This window comes from Castellaniella hirudinis, assembly GCF_042651965.1.
GTDB lineage: Bacteria > Pseudomonadota > Gammaproteobacteria > Burkholderiales > Burkholderiaceae_B > Castellaniella > Castellaniella hirudinis.
In genome coordinates this window covers 192242-204350 of the sequence record NZ_JBHSDY010000006.1, presented here as the reverse complement: position 1 = coordinate 204350, position 12109 = coordinate 192242, and the positions used below count along the sequence as shown (strand labels likewise).

Below are 12109 nucleotides of genomic sequence, written 5' to 3'. Positions count from 1 at the left end.
GGCCGGCCGTGTCCTTGCGAAAGATTACTTGCAGGCGGCGTAGTTGGACAGATCGACGCCGAACCACTTGGTGCTGGAGGACTTGATGGTGCCGTCGGCGATCAGTTCGCACAGGGCCTTGTCCACCTTGGCTTTCAGTTCAGTGTTTTTCTGGTTGATGCCGGCCCCGATGCCCAGACCCAGGATGTCCGGATCGGCGCTGCTCTTGATGACCGCGTCGGCCAGGGCGAACTTGCCCTTGCCGGTGGTGTCCAGGAACTGGCTCTGCGGGGTGACTTCGGAGAAGGTCGCGTCCAGGCGGCCGGCCGACAGGTCCATCTGCATCTGGTCCTGGGTCTCGTAGGTCTTGAGCTTCATGTCCGGGGCGTATTTCTGCAGGAAGGCGCCTTGGGTGGTGCCGCTTTGCACGCCGACGGTCTTGCCCGCTAGGCCGGCCATCAGGGCCTTGGAATCGGCGGCCTTCAGCAGGGCGTCGCCCTGGGGCAGCACGAAGGCGGAGTCTTCCGTCGCGTAGGGCAGGCTGAAGGAGATGACTTTGGCGCGCTCGGCGGTGACGGACATGCCGGAGATCACCAGGTCGAAGCGTTCGGCCTGCAGGGCGGGGATCAGGCTGTCGAAAGCCTGGACCACGAAGCGGCACTTCATGTCGAGCTTCTTGCACAGGGCATTGCCGACGTCGGCGTCAAAGCCGGTGACCTTGCCGTTGGCGTCAACCATGCTCCAGGGCGGATAGCCGCCCTCGGTGCCGATTTTCAGCGTGGCGGCCGAAGCCGTGGTGGCCAGGCCGGCAAGGCCCAGGGCGGCGCACAGCGCCGCCTGACGTGCAATGGAAATCACCATGGACGGAATCCTAATGAAAGGTTGGGACTGGGGAAAGAGCAATAGTAGTACATCGTGACGATATTCACCCGATCTGCACCACCGTTTCCGGATATCGCACCCGGCTGTGGCGCTGCGTGCCCAGGTTGTAGACCAGGGTCAGGGGGCCCAGGCGGCCGATGAACATCAGCAGCATCAGGATGATCTGGCTGGGCAGGCTCAGGGTGCGGGTCAGGTCGGGGCTGACGCCGGTGGTGCTGAAGGCGGCCATGACTTCCATGACCACGGCGATGAAGGGCAGGTCCTCGAACAGGCTGACCAGGAAGATGCCCAGGCAGACCAGCAGGCCGGATACCATCATCAGGGCCAGAGCCTTCTGGATGCTCTCGGGGGCGATGGTGCGGTGCATCAGCACGACTTCCTTGCGTTGCAGGACGTAGGCCCGCACCACGGCCAGCAGGATGATGAAGGTGACGAGCTTGATGCCGCTGGCGGTGGACAGCGAGCCGCCGCCGATGAACATCAGGCCGGTCAGCAAAAAGCGCGAACTGTCGTACAGCTGATCGACGTCCACGCTGGCGAAGCCGGCCGTGCGGGAGGCGACGACCTGGGTCCAGGCCGCGAGGCCCTGGCTGGCGGCCGGCAGCGCGCCCAGGGTGTGGGGATTGCGCGCCTCGATCAGCCAGAACAGCGCGAAGCCGATCAGGTTCAGGACCAGCGTGCCGATCAGCATCAGCCGCGTGTAGTAGGCCAGCGTCGCCCATGCGCGTTTCTGGTTGATGTCCGCCAGCACGCTGAAGCCCAGTCCGCCCAGGATGACGCAGCCGGTCATGACGAAGGTGGTGACCGGGTCGCCGACGAAGGCGGCCAGACTGTCGGGAAACAGGGACAGGCCGGCGTTGTTGAAGGCGGAGACGGCATGGAAGCCGGCCAGCAGGAAGGCATGCCCCAGGTTGTCGTGGCGCCACCACCAGAGGGTCAGGATCAGGATGGCGGCGCCTTCGATCGCCAGGGAAAATTTCAGCACCGTCAACGCCGTCTGGCGGATGCGGGATACGCTGGTCTGGTTGAAGGCTTCCAGCGCCAGGGCCTGGTATTTCAGGCTGACGCGCTTGCCCAGGGTCAAGGTGGCGACGATGGCAAAGGTGACGAAGCCGATGCCGCCGATCTGCACCAGGGCCAGCAGCACGGCCTGGCCGAAAAAACTCAGGTCCTGGGCCGGGTCGATCAGCATCAGGCCGGTGACGGTGACGGCGGACGTGGCGGTGAACAGCGCCTCGAACACGCCGAACGGGTGGCGTTGCGCGATCGGCAGGGACAGCAGCACGGTCCCGGTCAGGATCAGGATGATGAAGCTGCCGGCCAGGACGGCGGGCGGGCTGGCTTGCAGTTGGCCGGTATGGCGTGCCTGGCGGTAGGCCTGCAGCGGATGGATGGTCAGGCGGGCCATGCGCAGTCGGGGCGATCGAGGGTCGGGGTCATGCGGGTGCGGGCAGGGGAATGGCGACGGGGCGCGTCAGCTCAGTTTGGGCGCGGCGGTTTTCAGGTAGTGCAGCGGGCCGAACAGGATCAAGGTGTCCTTGGCGCGCACCACGAACTGGTCGGTGGGATGCACGGTGGTCTCGCCCTTGCGCTTGACGGCCAGGGCATGGATCGCGCCCGGCGGTTCGGTGGTCAGGGCGTCGCCCAGGGTGTGGCCGTCCAGTTGCGCGCTGGCTTCGATCTCGACCACGAAATCGCCATTGCCCAGGGAAATGTAATCGTTGACCATGGGGTAGCTGAGCACCTGGGCGATGCGGATGCCCATTTCATCTTCCGGGTGGATGATGCGGCTGGCGCCCAGCTTGGCCAGGATCAGGTGGTGCGCGCGCGAGGATGCCTTGACCCACAGCACTTTGACGCCCAGCGCCTTCAGGTGCACGGTGCAGACCAGGCTGGCCTGCAGGTCTTCGCCGATGGCGACCAGCACTACGTCGTATTCGGTCAGGCCCAGTTCGGCCAGGGTGTCGCGGTCGGTGACGTCGGCGATGGCGGCGCGGGTCAGCTTGTCGGCCATCTGGTCGACGACGCGGCCGTCGGCGTCCACGCCCAGGACCGAATGGCCCAGCCGCATCAGTTCCAGCGAGGTTGCGCTGCCGAAGCGGCCCAGGCCGATGACGGCGAATTGTCCCATGATGCTCCTTTATGCATGTCCCGAATGGCGTTTTCGCGATGGTCAAGGACTGGAAAATCTGGTAAAAACCCTGATGGATTTTTACACGAATCTGATATCTGGATGGTGCATTGCAGCAAATTATGACAGGAAGTGCGCTGAATCAGCCCTGCTTTTTCCCGCATGATATGACAAGTTTGTTCGATCCGGTCAGGCTGGGGGACATCGAACTGCCTAACCGCATCGTCATGGCGCCGTCGGTGGGGGCGTGGCCTGCGCAATGCCGCGTGCCCGATGACGGCATGCGCGCGTTTTACGCCCAGCGCGCCGACGCGGGCCTGATCCTGGCCGGGGCGGCCTCGGTGTCGCCGCTGGGTGTCGGGCACCCGGACATGCCGGGCATCTGGAACTCGACCCAGGCCCAGGGCTGGCGGGCGGTGACGGACGCCGTGCATCGGCGCGGCGGGCGCATCGTCCTGCAGTTGTGGCATGCCGGCCGGGTGTCGGATCCTGAATACCTGTTGGGCGAAATGCCCGTGGCGCCCAGCGCCATCGCCTGCGGCCGGGGCCCGTGCCCGCAGGCCGGGGGCTTTGTCGTGCCGCGCAGTTTGCGGCTCGATGAGATCCGGCGCGTGATTGCGGATTTCGAGCAGGCGGCCCGCCATGCCTGGCTGGCGGAATTCGACGGGGTCGAAGTGCACGCCGGCGACGGCTATCTGATCGACCAGTTTCTGCACGACGGCTCCAACGGCCGTCAGGACGATTACGGCGGCACGGTGTGCAAGCGCAGCCGCTTTCTGCTGGAAATCGTCGATGCCTGCGCTGGTATCTGGGGGGCGGGGCGCGTCGGCGTGCATCTGTCGCCGCGCGGCGACCGCCACGATATGCGGGATTCGGACCCGGCGGCGCTGTACCGCCATGTGGCCCGCGAACTGGGCCAGCGGCGCACCGCATTCATCTGCGTGCGCGAACACGAAGGCGCGGATGCGCTGGCTCCGGTGATCCGCGACGCCTTCAGCGGCGCGCTGGTGCTGAACGAGGGCTACGATCCGGATTCTGCGCTGCGCGCCGTTCAGGCGGGGCGGGGCGAGGCGGTTGCCTTCGGCCGGGCGTTCGTGCGCAATCCCGACCTGGTGCAGCGCATCAGGGCCGGGCAGGCCCTGATGTCGGCCGCTGCATCAACCGTTTAGCTTTGTACGGACCTGCGCCGAAACCGCCGCCATGTCGGCGCGGCCGGCCAGCGCCTTTTTCAACTGCGCCATGATGGCGCCCATGGCGGCGCCGCCTTGCTGGCCCTGGCTGGCGGCCTGGGCGAAAGCGGCCTCGATGGCGGCTGCGATTTCCTCGGGCGAGGCGCCCTGGGGCAGAAATTCTTTCAGGATGTCCATTTCGGCGCGTTCCTGATTGGCGCTGTCGGTGCGGCCGGCGGATTCGAAGGCGGCGATGGACTCGCGGCGCTGTTTGACCTGTTTTTCGATGATGGCCAGGATTGCGGCGTCATCGGGTTCGACGCGCTCGTCCACGGCTTTCTGCTTGATGGCGGCTTGCAGCAGCCGCAGGGTGCCCAGGCGGAGGCTGTCGTGCGCGCGCATGGCGGTCTTGACGGCGTCGGATATCTGGCTGGCGAGCCCGGTGCTCATGAGGATTTCCTGTGGGGTGTGAAAAGCAGCATTTTAGCGCGCACCCCGGGGCGTCCGTCCCTGCGGGGCGCTCATATCCACCAGTCGTGGCGTTCGTGCGGCCGTCCCGCAGCGTCGTAGCCCTGTTCGCAGAAAAAGGTCCGGCCGTCGGCGGCCCGGGCCAGCACGGTCGAACAGCGGGTGCCGTAGTCCGGACTGATGATGAAGGGGCTGCTCAGCAGGCGTTCGAATTCCAGGCTCAGGCCGGTGGCCGGCAGCCGCGCGTCCTCGGCGGGTGTGGTGTCGCGCAGCCGTTCGAGCACTTGTTCAGGCGCCGATGCCCAGGTCGCGGGCGGCAGGGCGTCCAGCGAGGCGCGCAGCCGTGCGGCTTTGGGCCAGGGGGTGTCGAGCAGGTGGTTGGACAGTACGTAGCGGCCGGGCGCCAGCATGCGGGGCGCGCGGGCGGGGTCCCGGTTGCCCAGATACCAGGTCTGGCGCGTGTCGCCCACGATCAGATTGAAGCCCGCCCAGTCGTCCGCCCGGGCTGCGATCGCGGTGATCCAGGCGGCGGGATCCTCTTCGCCGCATAGAAAATCACGTACCAGCAGGCCGCGCGACGGGGCGCCGGGCGGCACGGGATGCCCGGGTTCGCGGTAATTGGTCAGGAGGGCATGGCGGCCGGCGGCGGTCGCGCCCAGCCAGGTGCCGCCGCCTTGCAGATCCTGGCCGGCGATCAGATGCGGGACGGTAGGCCAGGGACCCGCCGCCCGGGTCGGTCGGGCGTGGAATTCGTCGCGGTTGGCGGCGATCAGCAGGGGCCAGTCGGGGGCCCCCAGGGACAGGTAGGCGATGCACATGGGGTGTGGGGCCGGCGGGATCGACCTGTATGGAAAATCCCGGGATATGGCCTTTTTTCAGCGGCTTGACGAAATCCTTCAATCGTATACTGATTTCACGACCGCGCTGTGATCCGCCGGCGGCCGTGCCGGGTGGCGGTATGGGCGTATCTGGATTGCGGACAAGAAGAAGAGGAAGACATCATGTCACGGTCATTGCAGGCCTGGACGCGCACGACTGCGTTCAAATTCGCGTTATTCACTCTGGTGGCGATTGTCGGAATTGTCGTGTTGACGGCATCCTTGCTGTGGATGGAACGCGGCGCGCTGCTGCAGGAACGCCAGATCGGTGCGCGCCAGGCGACCGAAACGGCCTACGGGGTGATCACTTATTACCATCATCAGGCGGAAACCGGCGCGTTGACCCAGGATCAAGCCAAGACCCAGGCCATGGCCGCCATTCGCGGCATGCGCTACAGCGGCCAGGAGTATTTCTGGATCAACGACATGGCGCCGCGCATGGTGATGCACCCGATCAAGCCCGAGCTCGAAGGCAAGGACTTGTCGGGCATGCAGGACCCGACCGGCCTGAAGCTGTTCGTGGCCTTCGTGGACACCGTCAAGGCCAGTCCGACGCGCGACGGTTATGTGTTCTACATGTGGCCCAAGCCCGGTGTCGATCAGCCTGTGGAGAAAGTCTCCTACGTCAAGGAATTCGCGCCCTGGGGCTGGATACTGGGTTCGGGCGTGTACCTGGACACGGTCGACGCGGTGGTCTGGCGGCAGGCCGGCGGCTTTGCATTGGCGGCGGCCATCCTGGCGCTCATTCTGCTGGTGCTGGGCATGATTCTGTCGCGCCGGCTGGTGCGCCAGTTGGGCGGCGAGCCCGATGCCGTCATCCAGATCGCCGATCGCATGTCGCAAGGCGATCTGCGCGTGGAGATTCCGCTGCGCCCAGGGGATCAGAACAGTTTGATGCATGCCATGCGGCTCATGCGTGACGGCATCGCCCAGGCTGTGGCTCAGGTCCGCCAGGGCTCCGAGTGGATCGGCCAATCCGTCGGCCAGATCGTCCACGGCAACCTGGACCTGTCGGCGCGTACCGAGCAGCAGGCCGCCTCGCTGCAGGAAACCGCCGCCAGCATGGAGCAGATCACCAGCACGGTGGGCCACAACGCGGCCAACGCCCAGCAGGCCAACACGCTGGCGGCCACGGCGTCCGAAATCGCCTCGCGGGGCGGCCAGACCGTGTCCCGGGTGGTCGAGACCATGAGCGAGGTCAATGCGTCGACGCGCCAGATGTCCGAGATCGTCGGCGTGATCGACAGCATTGCTTTTCAGACGAATATCCTGGCCTTGAACGCGGCGGTCGAGGCCGCCCGCGCCGGCGAGCAGGGCAAGGGCTTCGCGGTGGTGGCCTCCGAGGTCCGCGCGCTGGCGCAGCGGTCCTCGAACGCCGCCAAGGAAATCCGCGGCCTCATCGATTCCACCGTGCAGAAGATCCAGGCCGGTGCTGAACTCGCCGACGGCGCGGGCCAGACCATGACCGATGTCGTCTCCAGCGTCCAGCGGGTGGCCGATATCATGTCGGAAATCACCTTGGCCAGCCGTGAGCAGGCTTCCGGCATCGAGCAGATCAATCTGGCCATCGGCCAGATGGACCAGGTGACGCAGCAGAATGCCGCGCTGGTGGTCGAGGCGGGCACGGCGGCCCAGTCCCTGAACGACCAGATGAACGGCCTGAACCGCGCGGTCGGGGTTTTCCAATTGAGCGGGCCGGGTACGCCCGCCTTGCCGCAGAGATGATTTGATGAGAGATGCAGGTCGGGAGCCCGGGCGGGCGACGCGCCGCGCAGCGTGGGCCGGGGCCGTATTGTTGATGTGGGTGCTGGCCGCCGGCGCGGCGCAGGCCGGCGACCAGGCCTGGACGCGGGACCAGGTCAGCCAGGGCCTGCAGGCGCAGGGCCGGGCGGTGTCGGTGCGGTATGAACCGGGCCCCCGGAGTCCGGTGATGGCGCCCACCGCCCGCATTACCGGGGTGTATGCCTCGCGGGATTACGACAGCACCGCCCGCGTCTCCACCCGGCTGTGCTGGGGTTCGGAGCAGGGGCCGTGCGTGCCGCTGCAGGGCCGTTCCATCGAAACCCGGGCCTTTGACGGCCGTGCGGCGCGCGGGCCGCTGCTGCTGGTGCACCGGGTCGAAGGCTGGGGCAATGATCACCCGCCTCTGTTCGTTCGAGGGACGGTCACGGTGTGGTTCAGCGGTGAATGACTGAAAATATATCGGGTTATACTAGCCAGCTTACCTATATAGGGCGCTGTGCGCCCGCTATGGCCGCCGAGCCGGGGATCTCAGACGGAACATCATGCAAAAGAACAGCTATAGCTACGACGAACTGCTGGCCTGCGGGCGCGGGGAACTCTTTGGTCCCGGCAATGCCCAGCTGCCGCTGCCGCCCATGTTGATGCTCGACCGGATCACGCACATCGACGACAAGGGCGGCGCGCACGACAAGGGCCAGATCGTGGCCGAGCTCGACATCCGTCCCGACCTGTGGTTTTTCGACTGCCATTTCCAGGGCGATCCGGTCATGCCGGGCTGCCTGGGGCTGGACGCCATGTGGCAACTGGTGGGCTTTTTCCTGGGCTGCTGTGGCGGCCAGGGCCGGGGTCGCGCCCTGGGCGTGGGTGAAGTCAAATTCACCGGCCAGGTGCTGCCGACCGGCAAACTGGTCCGCTACACCATCGACATGAAGCGCGTCATGATGCGCAAGCTGGTGATGGGCATTGCCGACGCCCGCATGGAAATCGACGGCCACGAGATCTACGTCGCTCATGATCTGCGCGTGGGTCTGTTCACCCGCACGGATAATTTCTAGGAGGCCCGATTATGCGTCGTGTCGTCGTTACCGGCATGGGCATCGTGTCCAGCCTGGGCAACAACCAGTCCGAAGTTCTGGACAGCCTGCGTCAGGGGCGTTCCGGCATCACGTTCCAGCCGGAATACGCTGAACAGGGCCTGCGCTCGCACGTGGCCGGCTCGGTGCGCCTGAACGCGCTCGACCTGATCGACCGCAAGCTGGGCCGCTTCATGGCCAACGGCCATGCCTATGCCTGGCTGGCCATGCAGGAAGCCATCCAGGATGCCGGACTGCCTCCCGAACTGGTCTCCAATCCGCGTACCGGCCTGATCGTCGGTGCCGGCGGCGCCTCGCATTCCGCGATCAATGACGGCATCCAGACCCTGCATGACAAGGGTGTGCGCCGCGTCGGTCCCTACATGGTCACCAAGGCCATGGCCAGCGGCGTGTCCGCCTGCCTGGCCACTGGCGCTCAGATCAAGGGCGTGAACTACTCCATCAGCTCGGCCTGCTCCACCAGCGCGCATTGCATCGGCAACGCGGTGGAACAGATCCAGTTGGGCAAACAGGACATCGTCTTCGCCGGCGGCGCCGAAGAAGAACACTGGTCCCTGTCCTTCATGTTCGACGCCATGGGGGCCCTGTCCACGCGCTACAACGATGCGCCCGACCGCGCCTCGCGTACGTATGATGCCGACCGCGACGGTTTCGTCATTTCCGGCGGCGGCGGTATTCTGGTGGTCGAGGAATACGAACACGCCAAGGCGCGCGGCGCCCGCATCCTGGCCGAAATCGTCGGCTACGGGGCGACCTCCGACGGCTACGACATGGTGGCGCCGTCCGGCGAAGGCGCGGCGCGTTGCATGCGCCAGGCGCTGATCGACGTGAAGACCCCCGTGGATTACATCAATACCCACGGCACCAGCACGCCGGTGGGCGACGTCAAGGAACTCGAGGCCATCCGCGAGGTCTTCGGCGAAAAGCAGCCCTGGATCGCTTCCACCAAGTCCCTGTCCGGCCACGCCCTGGGCGCAGCGGGGGTGAACGAGGCCGTCTACACGCTGCTGATGATGCAGCACGGTTTCGTTGCGGCTTCGGCCAATATCGACACCCTGGACCCGGCCGCCGAGGGCATGAACATCCTGCGTGAAACCCTGCCGCAGACCCGCATCGAAACCGCGCTGTCCAACAGCTTCGGCTTTGGCGGCACCAACGCTACGCTGGTGTTCTCGCGCGCGGGTCTCTAGGCCGGCGCGATCGGACGTCTGCTCTCCGGCGAGGGTCTGCAATCAAAACGGCCCGTCGTGCTTCCTCGCGCGGCGGGCCGTGTCGTTTTCCGGCTCAGGATGCCTGGGCGGCGATCCGGGAGGGGTCCTGCACGACGGCGGCGCGCACCAGCGCGTTGCGGCCCGCCAGCCAGCCGGCCAGCGCCGTGCCGATCCCGAGTGCGGCCAGCAGTCCGGTCGTGGCCTGGAAATCGCCCGTCCAGTCGTGCAGCACGCCGATCAGCAGGGGGCCGCACGCCGCCAGGATATAACCCGTCGTCTGGGACATGCTGGACAGGTGGGCGGCCACGTGGGCATCGCCGGAGCGCAGCACGATCAGCATCACGGCCAGGGCGAACAGCCCGCCTTGGCCGATGCCCTGGAGTACGGCCAGGGGCCAGATGCTCCAGCGCGGCCCCAGGATCATGCCGATCAGGGCCAGGGTGGCTGAGGCGGCCAGGAAGACCGCCAGGCCGCGCTGATCCCGGAAGCGCGAGGCCACCATGGGCGTCAGCAGGCAGGCGGCGACCTGCAGCAGAATCGACAGGGAGGTCACCAGACCGGCCTCGGTGCCGTCCAGTCCGCGATCCCGCAGCATCGGCGCCATCCAGCCCAGTACGCAATAGGCCAGCGCCGATTGCAGGCCCATGAACAAGGTGACGGCCCAGGCCAGGCCATCGCGCCGCAAGCCCTCGACCGGCAGAATGTGGCGGCCGTTTGCCGAACGGCCTGACGTGCGCAGTGCGATCGGCGCCCAGGCCGCCAGCGCCACGATGCCCGGGACGGCCCACAGGGCCAGACCCAGTTCCCAGCGGCCGCCCAGGGCCTGGGTGAGCGGCAGCGTGACGGCGGCCGCCAGGGCTGCACCGCCCACGAGGCTCATGGTGTACAGGCCGGTCAGCAGCGCCGCCCGGTCGGGAAAGTCCCGTTTCACCAGACTGGGCAGCAGCACGTTGCCCAGCGCGATGCCCGCGCCGGCCAGGCCGGTGCCCAGGAACAGGCCCGTGACGCCCAGGACGCCGCGCAAGGCCGAGCCGGCGATGATCATCACCAGCACCAGCAGCAGGGTGCGCTCGATGCCGGAGCGTTGCGCCAGGCGGGGCGCGAGCGGGGCGAACAGGCCCAGGCACAGCACGGGCAGGGTGGTCAGGTAGCCGGCCTGGGCGCCGGAGAGCCCCAGGGCCTGGGTCAGCTCGGGCAGCAGGATGGCCGTACTGGCGAATAGAGGGCGTAGATTGGTGGCCAGCAGCAGCAGGCTGGCCGCCATCAGCCAGGCGGCGAGCCGCGGTGTAGGGGGCGGCTTCATGCCGCGCGGCGCCGGGTGTCGGGCAGGAAGAAGGCCGCCAGGCCCAGCAGGGGCAGGAAGGCGCACACGTGGTAGACGAAGGTGATGCTGGTGGCGTCGGCCAGTTTGCCCAGCGCGGCGGCGCCGATCCCGCCCATGCCGAAGGCCAGGCCGAAGAACAGCCCCGAGACTGTACCGGTCTTGCCGGGCATCAGTTCCTGGGCGTAGACGATGATCGCCGGGAAGGCCGAGGCGATCATGGCCCCGGCGCAGAACGCCAGGATCAGGGTCCAGTGCAGGTTGGCGTAGGGCAGGGCCAGGGAAAACGGTGCGGCGCCCAGGATCGACCCCCAGATGACGCGCTTGCGGCCGATCCGGTCGCCTACCGGCCCGCCCACCAGGGTGCCGGTGGCCACGCCGGCCAGGAACACGAACAGCGCATATTGCGCTTGCTGGATGTCCAGGCCGAAACGGTCGATCAGGTAAAAGGTGAAATAGCTGGTCAGGCCCGCCAGATAGAAATATTTGCTGAAAATGAGCAGCATCAGGATGAATACGGCACCGTGCACCTGGCGTGCCGACAGGCCGTTGTCGGTCTGGCTCAGGGATGCGCGTCCGCGCACGCCCGACAGGTTGGCGGCATACCAGCGGCTGACGCCGAGCAGGATGATGATGCCGGCCAGCGCCGCCAGCGATACCCAGGCGACGCTGTTCTGGCCGTGAGGCACGATCAGCAGCGCGGCCAGCAGGGGACCGATCGAGGAACCGATGTTGCCGCCCACCTGGAAGATCGACTGGGCCAGGCCGTGCCGGCCGGCCGAGGCCATGCGCGCCACTCGCGAGGATTCCGGATGAAACACCGAGGACCCGGCCCCCACCAGCGTTGCGGCCAGCACCACCAGGGGAAAGCTCCAGGCCTGGGACAGCAGCAGCAGGCCGCAGAAGGTAAAGCCCATGCCGATCGGCAGGGAATAGGGCATCGGGCGGCGGTCGGTGAGCCGGCCCACCACGGGTTGCAGCAGCGAGGACGAAAACTGAAAGGCCAGGGTGATGACGCCGACCTGGGCGAAGCTGAGGTCGAAGCGGCCCTGCAGCACCGGGTAGATGGCCAGCAGCACCGACTGCATCATGTCGTTGAGCAGGTGGGTCAGGCTGATGGCCCCCAGGACGGGGAAGGCGACACCGGGCTCGGAGGCGGGCAGCGCCGTGGCAAGCGTATCTTTCATCGCTGAGATTGTACGCCGCCCCCGTTCCCGCTGTACGATCGCGGCT

General features: G+C 66.9%; 12 protein-coding genes. 5 read left to right on the top strand and 7 right to left on the bottom strand.

What is annotated here, in order from left to right:
• Nucleotides 1-24 precede the first annotated feature (24 nt).
• The 3 genes from ACFO0J_RS11265 to ACFO0J_RS11255 form a co-directional block, all read right to left on the bottom strand.
• Nucleotides 25-840 (bottom strand): transporter substrate-binding domain-containing protein, encoded by an 816-nt coding sequence (locus tag ACFO0J_RS11265; RefSeq protein WP_376813176.1) that lies wholly within the window; start codon nucleotides 838-840, stop codon nucleotides 25-27.
• 64 nt (nucleotides 841-904) lie between these two features.
• The gene (locus tag ACFO0J_RS11260; protein WP_376813175.1) at nucleotides 905-2269 is read right to left on the bottom strand and encodes a TrkH family potassium uptake protein; all 1365 of its coding nucleotides are present in this window, start codon (nucleotides 2267-2269) and stop codon (nucleotides 905-907) included.
• Between the two features lie 66 nt (nucleotides 2270-2335).
• On the bottom strand, nucleotides 2336-2992 hold the full coding sequence (locus ACFO0J_RS11255; RefSeq protein ID WP_376813174.1) for a potassium channel family protein: 657 nt from the start codon (nucleotides 2990-2992) through the stop codon (nucleotides 2336-2338).
• Nucleotides 2993-3159: 167 nt separating this feature from the next.
• Here ACFO0J_RS11255 and ACFO0J_RS11250 point away from each other — a divergent pair, with 167 nt between their 5' ends.
• Nucleotides 3160-4161, top strand: a complete 1002-nt coding sequence (locus ACFO0J_RS11250; protein WP_376813173.1) for an alkene reductase — start codon at nucleotides 3160-3162, stop codon at nucleotides 4159-4161.
• Here the strand turns inward: ACFO0J_RS11250 and ACFO0J_RS11245 are convergent.
• Both ACFO0J_RS11245 and ACFO0J_RS11240 read right to left on the bottom strand, forming a co-directional pair.
• On the bottom strand, nucleotides 4150-4611 hold the full coding sequence (locus ACFO0J_RS11245) for a GatB/YqeY domain-containing protein (RefSeq protein WP_376813172.1): 462 nt from the start codon (nucleotides 4609-4611) through the stop codon (nucleotides 4150-4152). The two genes, ACFO0J_RS11250 and ACFO0J_RS11245, sit on opposite strands and share 12 nt — an antisense overlap.
• Before the next feature lie 71 nt (nucleotides 4612-4682).
• Nucleotides 4683-5447 carry an NRDE family protein gene (locus tag ACFO0J_RS11240; protein ID WP_376813171.1) on the bottom strand — a complete coding sequence of 255 codons (765 nt, stop codon included), beginning with the start codon at nucleotides 5445-5447 and terminating at the stop codon, nucleotides 4683-4685.
• Between the two features lie 183 nt (nucleotides 5448-5630).
• On the opposite strand from ACFO0J_RS11240, the gene ACFO0J_RS11235 reads away from it, so the two are divergent.
• The 4 genes from ACFO0J_RS11235 to fabB all read left to right on the top strand — a co-directional run bounded on the left by ACFO0J_RS11235 (nucleotide 5631) and on the right by fabB (nucleotide 9534).
• Nucleotides 5631-7232 carry a methyl-accepting chemotaxis protein gene (locus ACFO0J_RS11235; protein ID WP_376813170.1) on the top strand — a complete coding sequence of 534 codons (1602 nt, stop codon included), beginning with the start codon at nucleotides 5631-5633 and terminating at the stop codon, nucleotides 7230-7232.
• A 4-nt stretch (nucleotides 7233-7236) separates the two neighbouring features.
• Nucleotides 7237-7698 (top strand): flagellar protein FlhE, encoded by a 462-nt coding sequence (locus ACFO0J_RS11230; RefSeq protein WP_376813169.1) that lies wholly within the window; start codon nucleotides 7237-7239, stop codon nucleotides 7696-7698.
• 94 nt (nucleotides 7699-7792) lie between these two features.
• Nucleotides 7793-8305 carry a 3-hydroxyacyl-[acyl-carrier-protein] dehydratase FabA gene (fabA, locus tag ACFO0J_RS11225; RefSeq protein ID WP_465251285.1) on the top strand — a complete coding sequence of 171 codons (513 nt, stop codon included), beginning with the start codon at nucleotides 7793-7795 and terminating at the stop codon, nucleotides 8303-8305.
• Between the two features lie 11 nt (nucleotides 8306-8316).
• Nucleotides 8317-9534 carry a beta-ketoacyl-ACP synthase I gene (fabB, locus tag ACFO0J_RS11220; RefSeq protein WP_376813168.1) on the top strand — a complete coding sequence of 406 codons (1218 nt, stop codon included), beginning with the start codon at nucleotides 8317-8319 and terminating at the stop codon, nucleotides 9532-9534.
• Between the two features lie 94 nt (nucleotides 9535-9628).
• On the opposite strand, the gene ACFO0J_RS11215 is transcribed toward fabB, so the two are convergent.
• Entirely contained in the window at nucleotides 9629-10858 is a 1230-nt protein-coding gene (locus tag ACFO0J_RS11215) for a CynX/NimT family MFS transporter (RefSeq protein WP_376813167.1), read from the bottom strand.
• Nucleotides 10855-12063, bottom strand: a complete 1209-nt coding sequence (locus ACFO0J_RS11210; RefSeq protein ID WP_376813166.1) for an MFS transporter — start codon at nucleotides 12061-12063, stop codon at nucleotides 10855-10857. Before ACFO0J_RS11210 ends, ACFO0J_RS11215 begins: the two co-directional genes overlap by 4 nt.
• Between the last annotated feature and the right edge of the window lie 46 nt (nucleotides 12064-12109).

Coding starts and splice junctions, on each gene's coding strand:
- ACFO0J_RS11265 (WP_376813176.1), bottom strand. CDS start 840: ATGGTGATTTCCATTGCACGTCAGGCGGCGCTGTGCGCCGCCCTGGGC.
- ACFO0J_RS11260 (WP_376813175.1), bottom strand. CDS start 2,269: ATGGCCCGCCTGACCATCCATCCGCTGCAGGCCTACCGCCAGGCACGC.
- ACFO0J_RS11255 (WP_376813174.1), bottom strand. CDS start 2,992: ATGGGACAATTCGCCGTCATCGGCCTGGGCCGCTTCGGCAGCGCAACC.
- ACFO0J_RS11250 (WP_376813173.1), top strand. CDS start 3,160: ATGACAAGTTTGTTCGATCCGGTCAGGCTGGGGGACATCGAACTGCCT.
- ACFO0J_RS11245 (WP_376813172.1), bottom strand. CDS start 4,611: ATGAGCACCGGGCTCGCCAGCCAGATATCCGACGCCGTCAAGACCGCC.
- ACFO0J_RS11240 (WP_376813171.1), bottom strand. CDS start 5,447: ATGTGCATCGCCTACCTGTCCCTGGGGGCCCCCGACTGGCCCCTGCTG.
- ACFO0J_RS11235 (WP_376813170.1), top strand. CDS start 5,631: ATGTCACGGTCATTGCAGGCCTGGACGCGCACGACTGCGTTCAAATTC.
- ACFO0J_RS11230 (WP_376813169.1), top strand. CDS start 7,237: ATGAGAGATGCAGGTCGGGAGCCCGGGCGGGCGACGCGCCGCGCAGCG.
- fabA (WP_465251285.1), top strand. CDS start 7,793: ATGCAAAAGAACAGCTATAGCTACGACGAACTGCTGGCCTGCGGGCGC.
- fabB (WP_376813168.1), top strand. CDS start 8,317: ATGCGTCGTGTCGTCGTTACCGGCATGGGCATCGTGTCCAGCCTGGGC.
- ACFO0J_RS11215 (WP_376813167.1), bottom strand. CDS start 10,858: ATGAAGCCGCCCCCTACACCGCGGCTCGCCGCCTGGCTGATGGCGGCC.
- ACFO0J_RS11210 (WP_376813166.1), bottom strand. CDS start 12,063: ATGAAAGATACGCTTGCCACGGCGCTGCCCGCCTCCGAGCCCGGTGTC.